The sequence below is a fragment of the Verrucomicrobium sp. BvORR034 genome (assembly GCF_000739635.1).
GTDB lineage: Bacteria > Verrucomicrobiota > Verrucomicrobiia > Verrucomicrobiales > Verrucomicrobiaceae > Verrucomicrobium.
On record NZ_BATQ01000176.1, the window covers coordinates 45,632 to 68,085 of the forward strand.

The 22,454-nt window shown below is 58.7% G+C and carries 16 protein-coding genes and 1 tRNA gene; 8 read left to right on the plus strand and 9 right to left on the minus strand.

What is annotated here, in order from left to right; translation table 11 throughout:
* The first annotated feature begins 28 nt into the window (after positions 1-28).
* From rsmH to BV034_RS31210, 4 genes are all read left to right on the plus strand, one after another.
* Positions 29-1,087: a 16S rRNA (cytosine(1402)-N(4))-methyltransferase RsmH gene (rsmH, locus tag BV034_RS31195; RefSeq protein ID WP_050030854.1), complete on the plus strand. Its 1,059-nt coding sequence runs from the start codon at positions 29-31 to the stop codon at positions 1,085-1,087.
* 54 nt (positions 1,088-1,141) lie between these two features.
* Positions 1,142-1,214: transfer RNA gene (locus tag BV034_RS31200), tRNA-Arg, on the plus strand.
* Positions 1,215-2,020: 806 nt separating this feature from the next.
* Positions 2,021-2,227, plus strand: a complete 207-nt coding sequence (locus BV034_RS31205; protein ID WP_265593675.1) for a hypothetical protein — start codon at positions 2,021-2,023, stop codon at positions 2,225-2,227.
* Positions 2,228-2,610: 383 nt separating this feature from the next.
* On the plus strand, positions 2,611-3,804 hold the full coding sequence (locus tag BV034_RS31210) for a sensor histidine kinase (protein WP_265593676.1): 1,194 nt from the start codon (positions 2,611-2,613) through the stop codon (positions 3,802-3,804).
* 46 nt (positions 3,805-3,850) lie between these two features.
* Here the strand turns inward: BV034_RS31210 and BV034_RS31215 are convergent, their stop codons facing one another.
* Both BV034_RS31215 and BV034_RS31225 read right to left on the minus strand, forming a co-directional pair.
* Positions 3,851-5,437, minus strand: coding sequence for a PAS domain S-box protein (locus BV034_RS31215; protein ID WP_050030857.1), 1,587 nt, complete (start codon positions 5,435-5,437; stop codon positions 3,851-3,853).
* 467 nt (positions 5,438-5,904) lie between these two features.
* The gene (locus BV034_RS31225) at positions 5,905-6,210 is read right to left on the minus strand and encodes a response regulator (RefSeq protein WP_050030859.1); all 306 of its coding nucleotides are present in this window, start codon (positions 6,208-6,210) and stop codon (positions 5,905-5,907) included.
* A 783-nt stretch (positions 6,211-6,993) separates the two neighbouring features.
* Between BV034_RS31225 and BV034_RS36605 the strand changes: the two genes are divergently transcribed.
* On the plus strand, positions 6,994-8,892 hold the full coding sequence (locus BV034_RS36605) for an ice-binding family protein (protein ID WP_050030860.1): 1,899 nt from the start codon (positions 6,994-6,996) through the stop codon (positions 8,890-8,892).
* A gap of 153 nt (positions 8,893-9,045) precedes the next feature.
* Here the strand turns inward: BV034_RS36605 and BV034_RS31235 are convergent, their stop codons facing one another.
* The 6 genes from BV034_RS31235 to BV034_RS31260 form a co-directional block, all read right to left on the minus strand.
* Entirely contained in the window at positions 9,046-10,464 is a 1,419-nt protein-coding gene (locus BV034_RS31235; protein WP_050030861.1) for an aldehyde dehydrogenase family protein, read from the minus strand.
* Between the two features lie 24 nt (positions 10,465-10,488).
* A complete protein-coding gene (locus BV034_RS31240; protein ID WP_050030862.1) occupies positions 10,489-11,613 on the minus strand; it encodes a zinc-binding dehydrogenase in 1,125 nt (374 codons plus the stop codon).
* A gap of 25 nt (positions 11,614-11,638) precedes the next feature.
* Positions 11,639-12,922 carry an MFS transporter gene (locus BV034_RS31245; protein ID WP_050030863.1) on the minus strand — a complete coding sequence of 428 codons (1,284 nt, stop codon included), beginning with the start codon at positions 12,920-12,922 and terminating at the stop codon, positions 11,639-11,641.
* 2 nt (positions 12,923-12,924) lie between these two features.
* Positions 12,925-14,166: a phosphonoacetate hydrolase gene (gene phnA / locus BV034_RS31250; protein ID WP_050030864.1), complete on the minus strand. Its 1,242-nt coding sequence runs from the start codon at positions 14,164-14,166 to the stop codon at positions 12,925-12,927.
* A gap of 19 nt (positions 14,167-14,185) precedes the next feature.
* The gene (locus tag BV034_RS31255; protein ID WP_050030865.1) at positions 14,186-15,517 is read right to left on the minus strand and encodes an alkaline phosphatase D family protein; all 1,332 of its coding nucleotides are present in this window, start codon (positions 15,515-15,517) and stop codon (positions 14,186-14,188) included.
* 196 nt (positions 15,518-15,713) lie between these two features.
* Complete coding sequence (locus tag BV034_RS31260) at positions 15,714-16,325, minus strand: cupin domain-containing protein (RefSeq protein ID WP_050030866.1); 612 nt, start codon at positions 16,323-16,325, stop codon at positions 15,714-15,716.
* Positions 16,326-16,477: 152 nt separating this feature from the next.
* On the opposite strand from BV034_RS31260, the gene BV034_RS31265 reads away from it, so the two are divergent.
* On the plus strand, positions 16,478-17,374 hold the full coding sequence (locus BV034_RS31265; RefSeq protein ID WP_081888262.1) for a LamG domain-containing protein: 897 nt from the start codon (positions 16,478-16,480) through the stop codon (positions 17,372-17,374).
* A 48-nt stretch (positions 17,375-17,422) separates the two neighbouring features.
* Positions 17,423-18,109 (plus strand): prepilin-type N-terminal cleavage/methylation domain-containing protein, encoded by a 687-nt coding sequence (locus tag BV034_RS31270; RefSeq protein WP_081888263.1) that lies wholly within the window; start codon positions 17,423-17,425, stop codon positions 18,107-18,109.
* A gap of 142 nt (positions 18,110-18,251) precedes the next feature.
* On the opposite strand, the gene BV034_RS31275 is transcribed toward BV034_RS31270, so the two are convergent.
* On the minus strand, positions 18,252-19,307 hold the full coding sequence (locus BV034_RS31275) for a transposase (protein WP_050030869.1): 1,056 nt from the start codon (positions 19,305-19,307) through the stop codon (positions 18,252-18,254).
* Here BV034_RS31275 and BV034_RS31285 point away from each other — a divergent pair.
* Positions 19,244-21,970 (plus strand): RHS repeat-associated core domain-containing protein, encoded by a 2,727-nt coding sequence (locus BV034_RS31285; RefSeq protein ID WP_265593677.1) that lies wholly within the window; start codon positions 19,244-19,246, stop codon positions 21,968-21,970. The genes BV034_RS31275 and BV034_RS31285 overlap by 64 nt on opposite strands.
* The last annotated feature ends 484 nt before the right edge of the window (positions 21,971-22,454 follow it).

A 22,454-nucleotide genomic window follows, 5' to 3' on the forward strand; every position in this document is an offset into this window, starting at 1 on the left:
GAGCCATCTGCGTCGATGTAGCACCATCATGTCCAGCAGTCCGTTCGATGAAGTCCCGTCTCCTCCACCGGTGCATAAGCGCCGCCAGAGGTACAGCGGCAAGAACCCACGTCGATTCGAGGACAAGTACAAGGAGCTCCAGCCGGAGCGGTATGCGGACACCGTCGCCAAAGTGCGCGCCTCAGGGAAGACCCCCGCAGGCCAGCACATTCCCATCATGCTGCCGGAGATCATGGAGATCCTCGCTCCCCAGCCTGGTGAACGTGCCCTCGACTGCACCCTCGGCTACGGCGGCCACGCTGAAGCCCTCCTCCGCGCCGTGCAGCCAGATGGCTGCCTCATGGGCCTCGACCAGGACGCCATCGAAATTGAAAAGACCGGTGCCAGATTAAAGGCTCTCGGTTTTCCTGAAGACACCCTGCGCGTGGTCCGCATGAACTTCGCCGGCCTGCGCAAAGCCCTCGATGAAGCTGCCTGGAGCGATGGCGCAGACGTCATCCTGGCTGATCTCGGCGTCTCCTCCATGCAGATCGACAATCCCGCCCGGGGGTTCAGCTTCAAGTCAGACGGCCCGCTCGACATGCGCATGAATCCACTGCGCGGCGTGCCCGCCCGGGAAATCTTGCGCAAGATCTCGGTGCCCAAACTCACTGCTCTCCTTGAGGAGAACGCGGATGAGACCAACTCCAGCCTGCTCGCCGAGGCGCTCGCTGGCCAAGACTTCGCCAAGACTCCCACCCTGGCCGCCGCCGTGAAGCGAGCCCTGCCGAAGCACCTGGATGAGGAGGAAGTCACAGCCACCACCCGCCGGGTCTTCCAGGCCCTCCGCATCGCCGTGAATGACGAGTTCGGAGCCCTTGACTCCTTCCTGCGGATTCTGCCCACCGCCCTCCGCCCCGGTGGCCGGGTAGCCGTGCTCACCTTTCACTCTGGAGAGGACCGCCGTGTGAAAAAGGCCTTCCTCTCCGGCTCCCGTGACGGCGTCTTCAGCGCGATCAGCGATGAAGTGCAGCGCCCCTCCCCTGAAGAAATCCGCCTCAACACCCGCGCCGCCTCTGCCAAACTCCGTTGGGCAGTGCGTGCTTAGGAATCCCATTTGCTCCTTGGCGGTTTCCGTTTATGGTGGTCAGCCCTGCCCATTGCACCCGTAGCTCAGTGGATAGAGCAGCGGATTTCTAATCCGTAGGTCGAAGGTTCGATCCCTTCCGGGTGCGCACCTGAGACTGAACGCCTTGCAGATGCTTCTGGATTCGGATTTACTGGTCGTTTGGACACTTTGCGATACGTTGCATGTGGTCACCTTCGCCCCGGTTCTTCTTGGCGGTCGAACGCTAAAATCAATCGACGCTCACCTTTGAAAGCGATGTAAAAGGGGCTGTACAGACAAGAAACCTCTGCCAGCGATTCTCGGGAAATAGATCAGGGATGTGTTGGTCGGGGGTTCGATTCCCCCTCCGTGCGCACTCCTATTCTTAGGCGGATTCACGCACTTTGAACTCAAAAGTAAGAATGCCCGTAAGAATATGTCTTCCCATATTCTCACTTGTTTGCGCAAGTTCGGTGGCACATTAGGTTCGAGTTGTCGAGCCGTACCATTTGCTTATTCACCTAGATCGGGCGGGAAAGTCCTGGACGGTCACCACCGAGCAGAGGGACTCCAGTAGCAGATCTGTTGGCAGGGCCTTCAGCAATAAAAGTAAGCCTCATGCCCAGTGCCCTATGCATATTGATCGCAATGGGCTTTCGAGGCTCCAATTGGTTTGAAGCAGGGGGCTGTTCACTCCTCGAAGGCTACGATATACTTCTCGCGCCTTCTCCCATGTCCGGGAAATGGCCACCACCTCCCCCTCACCCCGCACCGGCAGCAGTTCTCGATGATCGTCAGGCTCCCCGCCGTGTCATGCCCCGGGGGAGAAAACTATCCCGGGGTTAATTCCATGTGTTAGGTAGTGGAGCGTTGAGAAGTTGGCTCAGCATCCTTGAAAACGTCCCGCCTTGGACTTTAGTGGAGCGCATGTACATGCGCGACCTCTTCTTCGAAGCGCCTTTGAACAGGAAGCGAGCAGTGAAGCTGTCGCTGATGGCCCTTCTGGTGACGATTCTCGGTTCTCTGTTGGGTTTGGAATTCCTTGTCGTGTCCCTGCCGCTCAGTGGCATATTGGCCAGAGCTCTGGATGCACACGACTATCGGCAGCGCGAGGTTCGACGAGCTTTGTCCGAAGTTTGAATCCGAAAAGTCGGCAACACTTCTAGGAAGGCGGCTCAGCCCAGCAAGCGATAGGGTAAGTCTTTCATACAGGCAGCCCCCTGTTCCGTCCTCCGGGCGGTTGGGGTGGCCTCCATGTGTTAAAGTGTGCCAGGGTTCGTTCGGCTGAACGGCAAGCCCCGGTCCTCCGGCCCAATATCCTGCAAGGCATCCCATCACTACGAGCAATGTCGCTTCACAGACCAAGCTTCTTGAGGTTTTCCGCTCCAAGGACTGCGAACACGCCAAATTGAGATCGCACCACTACAGGTTTCCCAACAAGTACCTTGCTCGTAAATGGCATATCACAAGTATAGCCCGGCCTCCGTCAGGCCCAGAAAATCGCGAAACAGCCATATCAGCACTTGCCCACGATTCTCCGCATAAACAGCATGGAGACGATAGATGCAGTTCAACTACGATCCCAGCTGGGAGACTTTTTGGCGGAAAGGACGGGCGACATTGTCCGCTCCTGGGTGAATCAGGTTAAAAAAGATCCCCGCCTCACGACGGCTGACCGGCTCTCTGAACACCTTCTGGAAGATCACATTCCACTCCTACTGGAGGACTTCATTATAGTCCTTCGTTCGGGGGAAGAGGAGATTGAGATGGGCGCAAGGTGGAATGCCGTTAAGCACGGTGCGGAAAGATGGGGCCAAGGATACAGCTACAAAGAACTCGTTTGGGAAATCTACAGGCTCCGCAGAGTTCTGTTTGAAAATGTCATGGAGTTTGCGTGTGGCAGACCAAACGAACTGGCTGTGTTTTCTCTCGCATGCAGTTCGGCAGACTCTTTTCTCAACGAACTGGAATGTCGTTCGGTGGAAAAGTATGCCGAAGAGAGCGAGGCCACTGTCCGGCTGTCCAATGAGGCCCGACTTCGTCTCATCCGCACTGTGTCGCATGAGCTTCGCAATCTGTTAAACTCGGTAGGTCTGGCATCAGCGCTCCTGTCGAGCGACGACCCGGAGTCGATTGAGCTGATGAGAGGAAACCTCGACCGCAACTGCGGCCACATGAAGCAGGTTCTTGACGACTTGCTTGATTTGTCTCTCATCTTTTCGCGTCAGAACGTGGCCAAGCCTGCGTGGTTCGATCCTGGGCTGCTGCTCAAGCTCCTTGAAGCTGCACACCGCCCTGTGGCCGAGGCTAATGGGCTGATCTTTACATCCTCCATCAAAGGAGAGCTCGGTTCAATCTACACGGACGAGCTTCGTGTAAGGCAGATCGCGGAGAATCTCGTGTCCAATGCCATCAAGTACACTCCAACAGGGGAGGTGCATCTCCGCTTCGAAGGCGTGAGCACCAACGACTGGGCCATTGTCGTGGAGGACACGGGCCTGGGCATTTCTGAAGGGGACCGCCAACACATCTTTTCTGAATATTACCAGGTATCCCCAGCCTCGCCGCTCCGCGGCTCCGGCTTGGGGCTATTCATTGTTTCGGGACTTGTAGATCTGCTCAAGGGATCCATTTCCCTCGAATCTGAACCGAACCGAGGCAGTGTTTTCAGGGTAGTACTTCCCCGCATTCATGGATCGGTCGAGGTCCTTGCCTAACAATTGCCCTCTGCGCGGGGCGAGGACCACTAGACCTTCGGTCAGGTTACCTAAACTGCTTGGCCAGGGCCGCAACGGTAACCACAAGTTCTGACGAATCCGCGGGCTTCGGCAACAGAATTTGGAATCCTGCACAAAGTGCTCGGACCCGGTCTTCCACACGGCTGTAGGCGGTGAGCGCCACCGCGGGCACCTTTCCCCCGTCCTGGGCAGGCTTGGAACGGATGGCTTCGATGAACATATAGCCGTTCTTTTCGGGCATGCCGATGTCGCTGACTATCACATCGGTTGCCAACGTCTCAAACTTCAGAAGCCCTTCATCTGCAGAGCACGCCGTCGTCACCGTTGCTCCAGCGTTTTCCAGAGTCCGTGCGAGAAGGTCCCGCGAGTCTTCGTCGTCCTCTACCACCCGTACGGATAGTCCCGCGAGTTGAGGCAACGACTTGTTGGGAAGCTCCGTTGATGGGGCTGAGGCACGCCCAAGCGGAACTTCCCCCTCCTTCAGGGCGGCAACCGGCAGCATCACTGCGAATGTGGCCCCTCGCCCCGGCCCGGCACTTTTAGCAACTACCGATCCACCATGAAGCTCAACTAGGTGTTTTACGATGGCCAATCCCAAGCCCAGGCCACCGTGGGTCCTGGTGGAAGAAGCGTCTGCCTGACGAAACCTGTCAAAAACATAGGGTAAAAAGTCCTCCGTGATGCCCACGCCGCTATCAGCCACGGAGACTTCGAAATGTGAATTCACCCTCTGGAGCAGGACCTCAATCCGGCCTGCACGTGGTGTGAACTTGATGGCATTGTTAAGCAGATTCCAGAATACCTGATGGAGGCGCTGGGGATCTCCATGTACCAGTTTCGGGAGCCCATCAAGGACAGCATGCATGCGGATGCTTTTCGCATCAGCGGCCGGCTTCACTGTTTCCATGGCAGCTTCGAGGATGGGGCCAAGCTCGACCCGTTCCACCTCAATGCGGATCTTGCCCGAAAGGATTCGGTTCATATCCAGAAGGTCTTCAATGATTCGCTGCTGAGATTGAGCGTTTCGCTTGATCACGTGCAGCCCCTCTTTCAACTCCTCTGGATCCATGTCGCCTGCGAGCAGGAGCTGCATCCACCCCAAGATCGATTGCAAAGGTGTTCGCAGTTCATGGGAAAGTGTTGCAAGGAACTCATCTTTCATCCGGCCTTGACGCGCCGTCTCCTCGTTGGCCTCAGCAATGGCTAGCGCGGCCTTTTTCTGAGCGGTGATGTCTCGTGCAATTTTGGACGCACCAACAACCTGCCCCGTGATATCTCTGACCGGTGAAATTGTCAGGGAGATTTCACGAATCTCTCCATCCTTGCGAACCCGTTGGGTTTCGAAATGGTCCACCCGCTCACCCCGGCGCAGCTGTTCAAGTATCAGGGGCTCTTCTTCAAGCCTTTCCTTGGGAATCAACAGCGAGATGTGTTTGCCGATGATTTCGGGGGCTGAGTAACCAAAAATGCGCTCCGCGCCCCGGTTCCAGCTGGTCACAATACCGTTGAGGTCCTTTGAAACGATGGCATCGTCGGATGAATCCACAATCGCCTGTAGCAGGTGCTCCGGGCTGCCAAACCCTCTCGAAAATGATCCCGTATCGTCGCTCATAAAAATCCACTTGAGGTTGCCAACAAACCCGTTGCAAGTACAGTCTACAGTCCAACCTACGAGCGAGCGTTCATAACGAGATCGCGGATGAAGGTAATGCTGGATGCATGGGCGATGCGTGTGCAAACGTGGCTTCCGTCAAGCCATGTCAGTGTATGCACCCCACCGAAGAATTCCGGTCGACTTCCATAATTATTGCCGATAACCGAAGTACATAATCCAACACTGCGTGAGTGCGGGCAACAACCCGCCCTCACAAAAGGGTTCGCGGAATGCTGCGCTCTTCCACATCTGGCTGGGATACAAGCCAGCCCTCGCCACTTTGGTCCTGATCTCCCATCCGGCCTTCCTATTCTGAGGGAGTGCCATCGACAATCCGTCGGAGCGCTCGAAGCAACGATCCCGCGATTTGCGGCTTGGGTAGAAAATTACGAGCCCCTGCATTCGACGAACATGCTACCATGCCATTAGCGTTGAGTGCGCTGGCAGCAAGTACCTTGACTTTTGGATTGATGTGTACAAGGACCATGAATCATGGTTGGTCGGTCCATCAAAGGCATCATCACATCAGTGAGCACGACATCGATTTCATGGCGACGCAGAGCATAGGTCGCGGTGGCCTCGGCACCATCACATGCGAGCAAAACCTTGTAGCCGAATGCTTCGAGGGTCTGGTGAGTGATATCCCGAACCGAGGTCTCATCGTCCACCACTAGTACGAGCTCCCCGTTTCCCGTTGGAAAATCTGCCGTGGTGTTTTCACTCAGCGGCATCTCGGCATCACTCTGAGCGGCCCCCTTCTACTGCTGTAACGATGTCCATGCCACATTGGAGCAAATTCAGAGCAGCTGCTTTGTGGCCGGGATTTGAAACGACGGGCTCCACGTGTTCCAGGTGATAGCGGCTGAGCACCGTCACCCATGGACTCACACACAGTCGCGAGTGCCCCGATGCGTTTTCAAGGCCAATTCCAGCACGGTCTGCCGGAGCGGGGAGGCTTCATTGAGAACCTTTCGACTTTGCCTCCCTTTACTTCGATGATCTACTCCCCCACTCCAAGGGGTGACTTACTTCTAAAGCGGGCCACGATCAGATTATGCCGAGCCCAACTCTGGACTTTCAGATGTTGCATCAATTTTCCGAGTTGCAGAGCTTGAGTCTAGGTCAAGGGCGTCTGACGCCGACTCCCCTGAGTTGCAGCAGGCATGGAAGCTCCGAGCGCTCTTCTGTGATAGATGAGATCTTCGTGAAGGCTTCGAGAACTTGCCCAGGTCGCAATTTCACTCACGTGAAGTGCTGAGATTGAGATGTCTCCAAGGGAATTGGCCCTCAATCACAGAGTGTGCCGCAAGCTGGCGCCCCTATCTGCTTGCAAAATAAGATTGTAAAATAGGGAAACTATTTAGCATAAAAATAGAGCAAACTATTCATTGCGTCCATGGGGGCAATCTGAAAGAGTGGCGCCATATAAATATATGGCGCAAATTTAACTGGCACAATTGCCACGATATTTTCAAGCCCGTTGCGTCTCACCATGAACCCAAATCCACACCCATATGAGCGCCACCAAATGCAAGCAGGTCATGCTGCACGTTATTTCCACATTGCTGGCGGTGTGTCTTCATCAGACAAGTCATGCACAATCGGTCGATCTCGGCACGGCGGACAGTTTTGCGGTGCTGGCGGGGTCGGGGATCAGTAATACCGGTCCCACCACCATCGTCGGGGACATCGGCACCCATCCAAACCCCTCCATCACAGGCGGTGGCAGCATCACCCTTACAGGAACGAATCATGCCGACGACGCGGTCACGCAGCAGGCCAAAATTGATCTGGTGACTGCGTATAACAATGCCGCTGGTCTGGCCCCTACAGGCACCATCACCGCAGGTACACTCGGTGGGTTGACGCTCGTTGCAGGCGTTTATAACGATGGCGGTTTTTCTCTGGGGCTAACAGGTACGCTCACTCTGGATGCGCAGGGCAATCCTGACGCGGTGTGGGTTTTCCAGACCGGATCCACCCTGATCACAGCTTCCAATAGCTCCGTGGTCATTATCAACGGGGGGCAGGCGTGTCATATTTTCTGGCAGGTGGGCAGCTCGGCCACGCTGGGCACCAACTCCACTTTCCAGGGAAATGTCCTGGCCCTCACGTCAATAACTGCCACAACGGGCGCGTCCGTCGTTGGTCGGCTTTTGGCACGAAACGGGGCGGTGACCCTGGACACGAACGAAATCATCAAAGCGATCTGTGCGGAGGTGGTTGATACCACCCCTGATGATGAGGGGGAAGGTGAAGGGGATTCCTCTGGAGGGAGCGATGCAGAAAAGGCTGCTGAACTGCGGAAGACGCTTCTGCTGGCAGCCCAAGTGGTGGACATCGCCTCCCTGCCAGGCCTTACCTCCATCTACACCCAGGGCTTTTCCCAGTTCGACACCGAGGTGTTCAGCGTTCAGCAGCGATTCGCTGACCTTCGTGCCCAATCCTATGCCTGGTCCAACCGGGCTCCCGATGTTTACAGTCCGGAGTCTGTGCCGAGTGAGAAAAATCCGTGGAGCGGAAAAAATCCCACGGGAGGCAAGAACACTTGGGGCGGCAAAAGAGGCGAGGGCGTACAACCTAAAGAAGTGCAGGTGGATGAGGACCTGCGTTGGGGCTTCTTCATCGTGGGCACCGGGGACTACCTCACTGCCGGTGGAGCCAACAGCTACGACGGTACAACGGTGGGCACGGCCATGGGTGTGGACTACCGTCTCAGTGAACAGTTCGTCGTAGGCGTCAGTGTGGGCTATTCCCATACAGAAGGCGACCTTACGGGCACGAGTAACGTGGAAGCCGATGGTGGCAAAGCTGCGGTCTACGCCATGTACCACGAAGGTGGTTTCTTCGCAGAGGGCATTGTGGGCGGAGGCTACAACTCGTATGACATCGAGAGAAGCGCATTCCTGGGCACCGCTCGCGGTGAGACCGAAGGAACCCAGTTTGACGCTTATTTGGGCGTGGGTTACGATATCAAGCTGGGCGCTTGGACCATTACTCCCATGGCCTCCGTACTCTACACCCTGGTCAGCATTGATGGCTACGACGAAGTCGGCTCGCTCTTGCCCCTCATCATTGAGTCCCAGGACGCAAGCTCCTTGCGCACTCGCATTGGACCCCGGATCGCCTACACCACCAAAATGGGTTCTGCACTGGTGACTCCCTCGGTGGGCATTCAATGGCAGCATGAGTTTGAGGATGACAGCCTCCCCTTTCAGGCCCGCTTCGCCAATGACAGCGGCAGCCTCTTCACCGTGTATGGGCCCGAGATGGGACGCGACAGTCTTCTGCTGACAGCAGCGCTCAATGTCTCATGGAAACGCTATGCCGCCTACATTGCCTATCAGGCCAGTTTGGGTCGCGAGAACTACGAAAATCACAGCGGACTGGTCGGACTGCGCGTAAGCTGGTAACGTTCTGTATTTTTCCGGCTCTTCGCTGTTATGGGTGGGTAAAGGCGGGCTGGAGCTTCAAGTCCAGATCACGGGCGTCCATGGAGAAACGAATTATCGACGCTGAATCAAAGGCTAGCTAGCTCCTGCGTTGGAATGGTCAATGGCAGCGCTTCACCACGGCAGTGAAAAGGTCTTCACCGTTGTCATGAACTTCATCGCCTCGATCACCCCCTCCTTGATCCCCAGGCCGCTGTCTTTCACGCCGCCAAACGGGGAGAGTTCAAGGCGATAACCCGGAATCTCGTTCACATTCACCGTGCCGACTTTCAGCGTCTTGACCGTTTTGATCACCGCATCCATGGAGTTCGTAACGATGGCGCTTGAGAGCCCGTACGGAGTGGCGTTGGAGAACTCCAGGGCGTCATCCAGGTCCTTTATGGCAAAGATGGGTGCCAGAGGACCAAAACACTCATTGGTAGCAAGGTAGGCTGATCTTGGCACATTCGCGAGGATGGTCGGCGCCATCTGGGCACCCTGGCGGCTCCCGCCGAGAAGCACAGCTGCCCCCTTGCCCACGGCCTCCTGCACGGCCCGCTCCAAAGCGATGGCTGCAGGCTCGTCGATGACGGTGCCCACGACGGTTGACTCCTCCGCTGGATCCCCGTGAACATAGGTCGCGGCCAACTTTACGAACCGGTCCGTAAACTCCTGAATCACCTTCTCATGCACCAGCAGCCGGCGCACGGCCGTGCAGCGCTGGCCGCTGTTGCGGAAGCTGCCTTCACAGGCCAGCTTCGCAGCGAGATCAAGATCTGCATCCTCCAGGATGATCATCGGAGAATGCCCTCCCAATTCCAGGCAGAGCTTCTTGTATCCGGCCGTGGCGGCGATCTTTTTGCCCACCGCCGCGCTGCCGGTGAAGGTGACCAGCTCCACGCGCTCATCTTGAATGAGCGGCGTGGTGACCTCTTCCAGCGAGCCATGCACGACGCTGAGCATCCACCCTGGCAACCCTGCGTCGTAGAGCACTTCAGCCAGACGGGCGGCCGTGAGCGGCGTCTTCTCTGAAGGTTTGAGGATGATGGGGGCTCCCGCTGCAATGGCTGGGGCCAGCTTGTGCGCTACTTGATTGAGAGGATGGTTGAAGGGGGTGATCGCGGCCACCAAAGACAACGGTTCACGGTGCGTGAAGATCTTCCGCGCCTTGCCCGTGGGCGAGATGTCGCAAGAGAATGTCTGCCCGTCATCGCGAAGTGCCTCCATGGCGGCGAATGAGAAGACGTCGCACGCACGGCCCACCTCATACCGAGTTTCCTTCAGGCAGAGACCCGCTTCCCGGGTGATGATCTGCGCAAGCTCTTCGCGGCGGCCGTTGAGCAGATCATGGGTGCGGTTCAGGATGGTCGCGCGTTCATACCGGGTGAGCGGCACATGTGGAGCCAGATGCGTGGCAATGACTTCATCGAGCTGGCTGCGCGTGATCCGGGCCACGCTGCCGACCCGGCTGCCGTCCCAGGGGTTGAAGACTTCAAGACGGTCGTCCGACTGCGTGGCGACGCCCGCCAGATAAGAGGGGAGTTCGAGATTCAAGGGAGATTGTTGGTAGGATCAGGTTCAGGGTCTCACAGCGACACGCTGCCAGCCCCGGGATCGCGTGAGGGAGACCGCCTCCTCCAGGGAGGCAAGCGGCTGGGCCGGGCTGACCAGCTTGTCGTAGGGCAACTGGTGCAGGGTCGATTCGAGGAAATTGAGCCCCTCCGCCAGGTGCAGCGGGGAGTAGTTGTGCATACCACGGATGGTGAGGCATTTGCGAATGACGGCCTCACCGGTAAGCTGGAGCACCGTCTCCGGGTGGACCATGCCCGCCCACACATACATGCCGCCGGGGCGGAGCATCTGCACCCCCGGTGGGACCACGAATGCCGAGCCGGTCACCTCCACGACCAAGTCCACCCCACCGGGGCATTCCTGTTGCATGCGCTCTCGGGATCGGCCCCAGTTTGCGTCATCGCCGAGAACTGGGATACCGCCGAAGTCGGCGACGAGATCCAGCCGTTGGGGTTGGATGTCTGAGCAATAGACCTGCTGCACACCCTGGTGACGCAGCCATGCACAGGCATAGAGTCCGAGCAATCCACCGCCCTGCACCCAAGCGGAGCGACAGGGAAAGGGCAACTGAGCGAGTGCGCTGACCACAGTGGCCAGGGCACAGTTGGCCGGGGCGACGACGGCATCCGGCAGCGTGTCCGGCACCTCCAACACGGCCGTGCCGGGGCGCAGCAGGATGTGGGTCGCATAGCAGCCGTTGAGGCCCGTGCCATCACTCAATGCGGCGTGACCATATTTGAAGAGGTGATCGCACTTCTGGGGCAGGTGCCACGACGCACAGGCCTGGCAATGGCCGCAGCTATCTGCCAGGCTCCAGGTCACCCGGGCACCGGGCACGATGCCCTGACGACTGCTTTCCACCACCACCCCCACCGCCTCGTGACCCAGGACGCAGGGGACCGGGGCGGAGCGGCGGCCGTCGATGGTATGGAGGTCAGAGCCGCAGATGGTGGCCAGCGAGATCTCCACCAGCACCTCCCCCTCGCCCAGATGCTTGGGCAGAGCCTGCTCGTGAAGCTCGAAACTGCGGGAGGGACCATGAAACAACTGAACGCGGGCCTTCGATGCGCGGCGAGACTTTCTTGAGCCGGCCGGGGCCGGAGAACGGGTGGGATGAAGGGTGGCACTCATAGGTTGCAAAAGGATGTCAGACAGGTCAGCGGCGGATAAGCAGGGCCAGCAGCGCGCTGCAAACCGCGAAGACGGAGACAATCGGGAAGACGAGGGTGGTGTTTTCGACCCCGGGGATGGTGGCAAAGGGGTTGTGCTGGACCATCCAGCCGATGAAGGGCTCACCCAGACCGGCCATGGCGTAGGCAAAACAGTTGATCACTCCCACGGCTGTGCCGGCACGGGCGCGGCCCAGCAGGTCGGGAGCCAGAGCCCAGAAGGCTGCCTGGGGTCCATAGGCAAAGAAACCGCACAGAAACAGGATAGGCAGCCCCAGCCAGTGCCCCTTGGGGAGCAGGTACATGCCCATGGCGGTGACGGCGGCCAGGCCCATGAAGGTGGCGATGATGCCGGAGCGACGGGAGCCGCAGAACCGGTCGGAGATCCAGCCTGTCGCCACAGCCCCGAGAGCCATGCCCACCGGCAGGGCGATGCTGATCCATTTCCCGGCGGAGTTGCTTTTAAAGTCGGGACCTAGGAAATAGACGGGCACCCAAATGAGGAGCCCGTAGCGCACGGAGCTCTGGAAGCCGATGGCCAGGCCGGCGAGCATGAGCTTGGCACTGCCCAGGGCGGCCCGGTAGCGCTGCCAGGACGTTTCGCCGGTGACCGTGGGGGCGGGCGTGCCGTCCGCCTTCTTCTCATCGGTAAAGTCCGCGAACCCGAGCTTGGCGGGCCGGTCCCTGGCCAGCAGCCACACCACCACACCCCCCAGGAGCATGAGGATCACCGGCAGGCGGAAGATCCAGCGCCAGCTCAGGTGCAGCACGTCCAGAATCAACAGGGAGGTGACATAGGACAGCACAGAGGAAAGGCCAGCAGAGAGCAGGTAGAAACCGAAGGCCTTGCCACGCTCATGGGTGCCGAACCAGTTGGCCACCAGCCGGCTGCCCGGAGCCCAGCCCATGCTTTGTGCGAGCCCGTTGGCACTCCAGGCGATGGCCAGCGACTTGAGTCCGGTGCCAAAGCTGGTGGCCCAGTTCAATACGAACGAAAGAACCGTGCCCAAGCTCATCATCCGGCGTCCGCCGAAGCGATCACCCAGATTGCCATTGATCGCCTGACCTATGGCATAGGCCCAGAGCATGCCGGCGCTCACCCAGCCCAGCGTCTGCTTGTCCAGCCCGAGCTCTGCTTGAATGCCCGGAATGGCAAACCCGAAGGTCTGCCGCCCGGTGTAGTAGGAGAAATAGCAGAACATCACCGCCCCGAGCACGCGCTTTTGCGCGCGGCGGAAGGCAGGCTCCTGATGAGTTACAGCGGCGGCCATGGTCAGAGGGTTCCGTTGCAGGTGAATTCGAAAATGTCGAAGTTCCGCGGGTCCGCCTTGGCGCGGGCGGCGTGGGAGGGCTTCAGCGGATGGCTGAAGACAAAGGGCACCATTTCCTCGTACCTGCCGCCGTGGCTGCGCAGACCGCCTGCCAGGGCCTTCAGATCATGATAGGCGGGGGTGCGGCCCAGCACCACGTCCCGGGCACTGGCCACCACGAGGTCGCCCATGCGGTCCTCCGGGAGTTCGAGGAGTTTCGCCCCCACGGCCCGGGTGTGGCATTCGGTCACGCCGCTGCGCCCCAGCAGCCAGGTCTGCACGGCCTGAACTTCCGCGCTGGCCGGCACGTGTACCTGGGCAAAGGAGCCCAGGGCGCCGTGATGCACCACATACGGGTCAGTGATGGGAAGGATCACGCGGAACCCGCCGCCAAACTGGGCTTCCAGCTCGCTTTCCAGGTAGATCACGTTGGGCGTGCCATCGGATTTTTGTTTGGCATTCATGCCGTGATCCGCTGTCACGCCTACGACTGCGCCCAGAGCCACCAGTCGGCCCAGTTCGGCATCGATCGCCGCGTAGAAGTCCAGCGCCTCCTGCTCCTCCGGCGCATGCTTGTGCTGCATGTAGTCTGTGGTGGAGAGGTAGAGGAAGTCCGCGATGCCGCGCTCCAGCAGAGCCACGCCCGCCTTCAGCACGTAGAGGCTGGCATCACCACTGTAGATATCCGGAGTGGGGCCCACAATAGACTCCACTTCCTCGATGCCATGGCTGGTTTTGACCGCCTGCGCGGCTTTCTCCGCGGAGAAGGCGATGCCGCCTTCACAGATCAGGCCCGAGGCAAAGATGTCGCGCAGCTTTTCCTTGGCGGTGACCACCGCCACCTTGCGCCCCGCTTTCTGGACGGCGGGGAAGATCGTTTCCACCCGCAGGAACTTGGAGGAGTTCATCATCACCTCCTGGTCCTGGACGGCGTCGTAGAAGAAATTTCCGCCGATCCCATGCACGCTGGGCGGGGTGCCGGTGACGATGCTGGTGTTGTTGACGTTGGTGAAGGTGGGCATGGCCGCGCGGGCGAATCCGCGCCAGCCGTGGAGGCTCATTTTGGCGAGGTGTGGCATGAGCCCGCGCACGAGGGCGGCGTCAAAGTACTCGGTGGCGGAGCCATCCAGGCATACGACCACAACGGGACGCTGTGGCAGGTTGTAGGCACGCTGGTTGACGGTGACGGAAGCAGTGGAATACATGGGTCGGGTTCTAGGAAGTTCAGGCAGGGGTGAGGTCGGCCAGGGTCAGATTGTAGGTAAAGACCCTTTCACCGTGGCGGTTGATGAGCTCGGTGGAGACCCGGGCCGGAGTGACCGTGCTGTCCACCTCCATCACCATGAAAACGTGCGGCTCCACGGCGCTGCGCACCAGATCCGGGTGATACGTGTTCAGCTTGGGGATGACGCTGCTGTGGATGGGGGAGGCAATGAACTGCACCAGGTCGTAGCCGACGGTCTTCTTCGACTTGTAGTGAAGCACCCGGCTGGCGTGGATGTCCCCGCCCACGAGCATCACCCCGGGGATCTTGTTCCGGGCGATGAACTCCTCCAGGGCGATGCGCTCGTGCATGTAGGTGCCCCAGTCGTCCTTTTCGCTGCTCTGCTTGTCATCCCAGATCACCCCGCAGGCCAGGATCTTGAAGGGCGCTGTGGAGGCCTTCAGTCCGCGTTGCAGCCATTCCCATTGAGCGGCCCCCAGCAGTGAGAATTTGGAGGGGTCGGCGTAGGATTTCTCTGTTTCCGAGAACCAACGGGTATCGAGCAGGAACACCTCAACCGGGCCATGGCGGAAGCTGGTGTAAATTCCTTGATCCTTCTCGCCGAAGGTCCACTGCGGACGGTAGCGGCAGTACACCGTGCGGCTGTTTTCCTTGCCCTTGGCGCGCCCGTCGCAGTCGTTCCCGGCAAAGTCGTGGTCATCCCAGGTCCACCAGCAGGGGCGGGACTGCAGCAGGTTCTGGTATTCCGGCACTGCCGCGAAGGCACGGTGGCGCTTGGTCTGCACTTCGAGGGCGGTGCTGTCGATGTACGGGGTATCACCGATAAGGATCACAGCATCCACCTTCTCCTCCGCCATTCTCTTCCAGACGGCCCGGCTGCCCGCGTCCTCTTTGGCGCAGGAACTGATGGCAAACCGCACCTTGCCCGGTTTGGCAGGTTCGGGAGCCGTCTTGAAGCTCTGTTCCGGCGCGTTGGCCACTGGAGCTGAGTTGGACAGGACCCGATAGCGGTAGGCAGTGCCCGGGCGCAGGCCCTTCACCTGCCAGTGCAGGCAGAGATCCTGATCCGCCGCGGCCTGGGCAGACACCGTCACTGGCGTGCCTCCGCTGACGGGAACCACCTCCAGCACATACTCCCCAGGAGCGCCCGCCCGCATCCAGATAGCGCTCTTGTCGGTTTCTGTATGGCCGACAATGGGGCCGAGGAAGCCGCTCTGGCTCGCAGAGGCGGCGGCGGCTTGATCAAGAGCGGAAGCCGCGGTGCAGGCGATGGTACCTGCGACGAACTGCCGGCGACTGACCCTGCCAGATGGAAGAGAAGGCGTTTTCATAGAAGGTGGCGATTAGCTAAAAAGACACTTTTGTTTCTAGAAAGCAACTTTTTACGCTTTTCTGTCATCTGCTATTTCTTTTGGGAAACAAATCGGTCACCCGGCAGCGGCCTGCAATCCCGGCCCCATTGGGCACAGCTCTCCCTCTCCCGAACCGCCCTCGCGCGGGTTCAGGAGGTCGTCAGTGTGTTTGCAACTACTTGCTATTGAGCCGATTGGCAGCCCTCAGTGCCGCCGGATCCATGCACATGACGCAAAGAACTCGCGCATCTTTGTCGGTCTCATTGAAGACACGATGGTCTGTTTCGGCGTCGAAATAGAGGCTGTCTCCCGCATCAAGGCGGTAGAGATCGTTGTCGTACTCGAAGGTCACGGTGCCCTCCAGAACCAGGAGAAACTCTTCTCCCTCGTGCTTCATGGCCTGCTGGCGGCCACCCTTGGCAGGGACGCGGACTTCGAGCGGGTCCATGGTCCGATCCGCACGCCGGTGGGCCAGGGACTCATAATAATTGTTCAGCTTGTTGCCCGCCTCAGAGGGAATGTAGTTCCGCTCGATCGGCTTGCGCTCGCTGCGGCGCACCACACTGATGCGGGGCTTCTCATCGAGTCCTTCAAGAAGCTCTGAGAGCTTGATTCCCAGGGTTTCCGTGAGTTTTGCCAAGGTCGTCAGCGTCGGGGTGACGCGGAAATTCTCCACCTTGGAAAGCAGCCCTTTGGCCAGACCTGAGAACTCAGAGACTTCTTCCAGCGTCAATCCGCGCTTGAGTCGGGCATTTCGGATTCGTTGGGCGAGTTCTACCAAATTCATAGGGCTGCGGCGGTTACGCAGATTAGCACAGGGGACGGGTGGAGCAAAGCGGGATGGTGCGGGAAAAAAGAGTCTGGACTTTCTCGAAAGAAACATTTTGTTTACACAAGAGCATTTTCCTTTCTTTTGAGAAACACTAGCCTCCGACCGCAATGAAACACCTGCTGTCCCTATTGTGCGCTACAGGAATGCTGGCTGGCCTGGTCCAGCCCGCTCTTGGCTCTGTCTCCCTGCTGGACGGACTGAGCTTCTACCTCGATTTCGAGGGCAGTGCTCCGGTGGACACTTCTGGGAAGAATGTGGTGGTGACCAATTCGGGGGTGACCTCCAACACGTTGACGGGGCACTACGGCGCGATCGCCGGGGTGGCCGGGAACGCCGGCTTCTTCAACCGGGCCGACAAGGACTGGCTCCAGATCGGACTTGGGTATGGAAAGCTGGCGGCGGATCCGGCACCCCAACCTCTGGCCTACAGCTTTACCATCAGCGCCTGGTACTACATGCAGCCTGAAAGCGCTCCCACAGACCGGCTTTTCCTCTATGAGGGCGACGTGGACTATGATTTGTCATTTGGCATCCGCGGGGATCTGGCCTCCTCGAACGGGTCCTACGTAGGCACCGCCTACAACCCCGGGAAGACCAACTACGATGTGTCCAATGCCGCGTACTATGACACGACGACCAACGAGGGCGCCTGGCAGCAGGTGGTGGAGACGTTCTCGTCTGATGGCACCACGGTCACGAAGAAGCTTTACCTCAACGGTGAACTGGTAGGCACCACCTCCACCATGGCTCAGGGTTCGCTTTACTCTCCTGCGATCAATCTGGGGACCTTTCGCGACAACAACGGCCGCTACTGGGACGGCTTCATGGATGAAGTCGGCCTCTGGAACCGTGCCCTCACTGATGTCGAGATATCCGATCTCTACGATCTGACTTACATCGACGGACTTTCAGTGACCAGCCTGGCACCCGAGCCATCGAGAGCCGTCCTGCTGCTGCTAGGCATCGTCGGGCTGCATCTTCGCCGATCCCGCCGCAGAGCCTAATGTCAGCAGCTCTGAGTCGAACTGTTGGGAAAACCATGCCCGCACGTCATGAAAACGCCAACGACGATCCCACGCGCCCGCGCTCGAATGGCCGGCTTCACGCTGATTGAGTTGCTCCTCGTACTGGCCGTGATGACGGTACTGCTGACGCTGGTGGTACCGGCGGTGCAGAGCACGGGGTCTGCGCGTCTCACGGCGGGAGGCAAACAGGTGGCGGGACTCGTGGGGGCAGCCCGCCAGACTGCCATGTCCCACAACACGCTGGCGGCCCTGGTCCTGCTTACGAGCTCAAACCAGCCCCAGGCGTACCGGGCCTTTGCCATCATCTACTACAAGGAAGGCCAGGGCTGGGTGCAAAAGGGAAACTGGGAACTGCTGCCGGAAGGCGTGGTGGTGGATGCGTCCAACACCGCTGATAGCACCTTCCTTCTGAACGCGCCCGAACCGCTCCCCTTCTTGAGTGAAGAGCAAGGGCAGGCGGTCCCGCCGGTGCGGTACCAGGGGGAGGGAGTTCAGGGTAACAACGCCATGGCCGCACGCATCTTCACTGCCGGAGGCGGGTTGCTGGATGCCTCAGTGCCCACTCAGATCCGTCTGGTGGAAGGGCACGTGATGAGCGGCACTGTGCAGTACGGCAAGCCGGGTGTTGACGGCAGGCCAGACAACTTTTTTGACATCGCCATCCTGGGGGCCACAGGCCTGCCGAAGATCAGTCGTCCACAACTCGAACCATGAAACCGATTCAGCGCCTTTCTGCCGGCTTCAGCCTTGCTGATTGGGTCTGGGCACTCAATGCCATCCCGCGGTCCGGGTCCACAGGTTCACCAGGATCTCGCGCCCCTGTCGTCCCATTTCCCTCAGTACCAGCCCCTCTTCGTCACACCAGCCCAATTCTCGGGGTTCGAAAGGCGAACATCCCGGCAAAACTTCCGCCCTTCATGGGGCGGGCACCTCGTTGGCGCCGGGCGTCAAATTGTTCACGACGCACCTCAAAGAATTCATCCACAAACCCCCGGCTTCCCAAGGCCACACCTAGCGTGAAGTACGTCACCCGGTGGCGCAACGTTTCCGCGAGGGTCAGCTTGCCGTCTTCGGTGCGCACCTGCTCCACCACCTCGCGCTTTATGCCTTTACGTAGGACCTGGCTGTCGGAATCGTGACCAGCCCGAACCTCCTCCCCCTGGCCAAAGAGCCATACCCGGTAGCCGGAAAGGACCTTGACCGCACTCGGGATCCGTTGTGACCCTCCTGACTGATTCTGCTCGTGCAGACGATGCTCATTCGTGATCGTGTACAAGGCTGACAACGCCTTGCGACCTCCCGCCACGGCTTCGGCATAGCTGCACCAGCGGTAGTCTTTCGGGTCCTGCACCAATCCCGCCCTCACCGGGTTGAGATCAATATAGGCACTCATGACCGAGAGAGTCGCCAGTTCACCTTCCAGCAGCACGCTGGTGAAGCGCTCTTCCCAAAGCGTGCCCTTGCGGTTCTCCCGCTTGTTGAACCACAGGCTAAACCGCTGCTTCAACTCCTTCATGAACAGGCTCACGTCCCACATCCGGCCCAGGTATTTCTCCTTGAGTTCCTCGGCCGCAACGTCATGACCCTGACTGCGATAGGTTTCCAGCGTCTCCTTGAGCATCCGCACCGCTGGTTTGGAATAGATCAACGCCGCCTGCTTGAGCAGCCATGCATCCGAATACACCGCCCCTTCAGGCCGCTTCCTGACTTCAACCATGATGTGGAAGTGGTTGGACATCACGCAATAAGACAACACCCGCACCTGGCAAAAGCCCTCATAGGCGCGCATGAGCCGCACAAACTGCTCCTTCTCCTCCGGTCCAAACGCCAACCGCCGCTCCACCACCCTTGAAATGCAGTGGTAAAAGGCAACCGGAACCAGCGGATCGGCAAAATATCGAGGCGAAGCCATGTCCCAATACTGACAGGCCCAGCCTAAATCGTCAACTTATCTCTTTTACAAATAGCCTGTCTATTTGTATTGGCCTGTCTATTTGTATTGTCTTCTATGATGAATGGCGTCGTGTCCACACCTACACCAGTGGCACTTCCGGTCAGGACGATCATGTCGTACGCACCTTCAGCTACGATGACCCGCGCAGCCTGGTCACCGACCTCCGTGAAGACACCCGGGACGGTTACACCATCGTGCACCGGGATTATGATGCGCAAACCCGCGTCACCTCCGAGACGGTCTCCATGGATGGCTCGGTCATTCGCCATCTCACCAATGGTTACGACGCCGCGGGCCGACGCTCCTCCTTGGAGAAGGGTACGAGCATCGCGGATCTGGGCAATGGCGCGGGCGGCTCGTTTGCCTTCGCCTGGCAGGCGGATGGCGCGCTGAAGAGTGTCACGGCGGATGGCAAGGTGTTTGAGTACAGCTATGCCGACAACGGACTCATCACCGGTCGTTCCAATCCGTGGCGGAGCTATGTCGTCAATCAGCGGGACAATCGTGGCCGCCTCACTCAGACCACCACCAGCGTGGTCGGCCTTCCCGGTGCCCTGCTACAGGAAACCCTGACCTGGCTGGACGACAACCGCCAGAGCAGCTACGTCGCCTCTCGAGCTGCCTTGCTAGGCGGGCCTGCTGCGCAGACAGATGCCCGCTACTATGGCTATGATGTGGAGCGCCGTCGTTTGGTTTCGGAGTCCTACACTCCGGTAACAGGGGTAGCTCAGAATCTCAGTTTCCAGTATGACTTTGGCTTTGCGGGTCTCGGCATCCGTACCAGCGCTACCCAAGGCAGCAGCCCCACGGCAGACTTCCGCTCTTACGTGGCTTCAGGAGATACGGGCGCGACCAGCAAGTTTGCCCGTGTCCTTCGGCAGACGAGCAACGAAAAGGTTCATGACATCACCGCCACGGGCAACGCCTTTGGCGCGGCTTCGGTCACGGCCAGCATTGAGAAGGTGGGCTCTCTGCCCAATGTGAGCCACCCCGGCTGGCAGCACCCGGTGGGGAACTGGAGCGTGCCCTTGCGTCTCTGGCCGGGGGATCACAGTCTCGAAGCCACCGCCCATCATCCCGGCGGAACTTTCAATACCAGTGCCACCAGCAACTTCAGTCTGGCACGACTGGAGGAACAGGTCAGCAATACCTATGATGAAGAAGGCAATGTCATCCAGAGATCTTGGAGCCTGAGCGGCCGCACCCAGGTGCTCACTTGGGATGGGCAGGGGCGCCTGCTCGCGGTGACAGATCGCGATACGGACCAGCATGGCATCAACTGGAAAGCCCGCTACGACGGCTTGGGCCGCCGCTTGCGCACTGTTACGCAGACGGTCCGTTTCGGCGGGGTTGTGGGGGATGCCGTGCAGGAAGATTCCTGGTATGACCCGCTTCACGAGTTCCTTGAAGTCGCTGTAGAGACCAGGATCGGCGGTGCCGATGGCAAGCGCACCTGGAAGGTGCATGGACCCGATGCCAATGGCAGCTATGGTGGTCTTCAGGGCATTGGTGGGTTCGAGGCTACGGTGGATGAAGCTGCTGGCGCTTGGACTGCGGTGGTGGATGACTACTACGGCCACGTTGTGGCCACGGTGGATGGCGGTACATCCACCACCGTAAGCTGGCAGGTAACCCGCTGTGCTTCCTACGGACCTCAACCCGGTAGTCCGGTTGTGACCTTGGCGCATGGTGTGTCCGTGGCTCATTCTACCAATTGGCGTGGGGAGCGTATGGACGTGACCGGGTTCTACTATCTAGGGGCTCGCTATTACGATCCCGTGGACGGCAGGTTTGTTTCTCCGGACCCTATGGGGCATGGAGCTAGTTTAGGATTGCATGACTATGCAGGTAGTGATCCAGTCAACTTTGTTGATCCCAATGGAAGGCTTCAGACCCGGCAACTTCAATACGAGAGAGCGTTCGATTTGCCGGAATTGGAAATTAACGGTCAATTTTCATTCAGCAGCGCTTCCGGAGGCCAAGCGTCGACTGCTGGTTCTTCAGCGCATCTTAACAATTGGAGTTCGCTGAGGCAACCTGAATCGTCGCTTCCAGATTTGCCCAGTCCTGCTGCGATGCAGATCCTGGCAGCCGTCCGAGAGGAGGAGCGCCAAAATGATCCAACGTGGATGGCCCTAGAAGCTACATTCTGGCTTGTTGCAATTGCGGAGCCTGGCCCAGGAGGGGAGTCATTTATGGCGGCGCGTACTTTGGCTCGTGCTGAGTCCGTAGCGGCAACTGCCGCGAGGTCAGCTGACGATTTGGTCGTGCTCTATCATGGCACTACTTCTAATATGGCTTCAAAAATCACAACAAGGGGCTTTAGAACTGCGGATACGTTTTTTGCGGAAGAAACTGCTACTTCACGATATTTTGCAAGTGAAGCTGCGGCTAGGACGGGGGCGCGATCACTTACCTCGATTCAATTCACTATGCCAAGAACCGTCGCTCAAGATTTGGGATTACTTGAGCGAAGAATAATAGGTGCTGATAGAAATCTGCCAACTCCTGATATTGATTTTGGAACTGGAGTGGAGCGCATACTTTCCAGTGGCAGGGTGGCCGAGTTTAACGCAATGTTAGAAAATGGTGTCATTGTATTTAGGCGCCTCAGACATTAGGTTCTATGGATCATCGAGATTTCCAGAAGGTGTTGGCAGCACTCGATCAGCATGAGATTACACATTGGGTCCCAATTATGAAAATGGGGAAGCCTTTATGGGACTGTTTGCTGGACGAATTTAGGGGGCCTGCTTCTCGACTAAATGAGAGGCAGCAAATTAACGCGATCGCAGTTTTGTTTCGCCTACGCTTGTGGGGCAGTTGCGAATTGTTTTGTTCTGCGTTGGCATCTGCAATAGGCGGGGATTCCGCTAAAGTGCGAGAAAAGGCGGCTAAAACAATTCTGGGGCTAGTGAAACTAAGCAGAGAACCCTCGCATCGAAACGAGCAAATTCCACTCCCTGTGCTGTTACCGTTGCTCCGAAAGGCACTAGATCGAGGCGTATCAGTAAACACAAGTTTGCTAATACAAGAAGTTCTCGGCAGCTCTTGAGATATGCGTCACCTGCTGGAAACCGTAGGCGATACAAATAGACAGGCTAG

What these genes read in the sequence shown, in the direction of transcription:
- rsmH (WP_050030854.1), top strand. Translation starts at nt 29, where the DNA reads ATGTCCAGCAGTCCGTTCGATGAAGTCCCGTCTCCTCCACCGGTGCAT.
- BV034_RS31205 (WP_265593675.1), top strand. Translation starts at nt 2,021, where the DNA reads ATGCGCGACCTCTTCTTCGAAGCGCCTTTGAACAGGAAGCGAGCAGTG.
- BV034_RS31215 (WP_050030857.1), bottom strand. Translation starts at nt 5,437, where the DNA reads ATGAGCGACGATACGGGATCATTTTCGAGAGGGTTTGGCAGCCCGGAG.
- BV034_RS31225 (WP_050030859.1), bottom strand. Translation starts at nt 6,210, where the DNA reads ATGCCGCTGAGTGAAAACACCACGGCAGATTTTCCAACGGGAAACGGG.
- BV034_RS36605 (WP_050030860.1), top strand. Translation starts at nt 6,994, where the DNA reads ATGAGCGCCACCAAATGCAAGCAGGTCATGCTGCACGTTATTTCCACA.
- BV034_RS31240 (WP_050030862.1), bottom strand. Translation starts at nt 11,613, where the DNA reads ATGAGTGCCACCCTTCATCCCACCCGTTCTCCGGCCCCGGCCGGCTCA.
- BV034_RS31245 (WP_050030863.1), bottom strand. Translation starts at nt 12,922, where the DNA reads ATGGCCGCCGCTGTAACTCATCAGGAGCCTGCCTTCCGCCGCGCGCAA.
- phnA (WP_050030864.1), bottom strand. Translation starts at nt 14,166, where the DNA reads ATGTATTCCACTGCTTCCGTCACCGTCAACCAGCGTGCCTACAACCTG.
- BV034_RS31255 (WP_050030865.1), bottom strand. Translation starts at nt 15,517, where the DNA reads ATGAAAACGCCTTCTCTTCCATCTGGCAGGGTCAGTCGCCGGCAGTTC.
- BV034_RS31260 (WP_050030866.1), bottom strand. Translation starts at nt 16,325, where the DNA reads ATGAATTTGGTAGAACTCGCCCAACGAATCCGAAATGCCCGACTCAAG.
- BV034_RS31265 (WP_081888262.1), top strand. Translation starts at nt 16,478, where the DNA reads ATGAAACACCTGCTGTCCCTATTGTGCGCTACAGGAATGCTGGCTGGC.
- BV034_RS31270 (WP_081888263.1), top strand. Translation starts at nt 17,423, where the DNA reads ATGAAAACGCCAACGACGATCCCACGCGCCCGCGCTCGAATGGCCGGC.
- BV034_RS31275 (WP_050030869.1), bottom strand. Translation starts at nt 19,307, where the DNA reads ATGGCTTCGCCTCGATATTTTGCCGATCCGCTGGTTCCGGTTGCCTTT.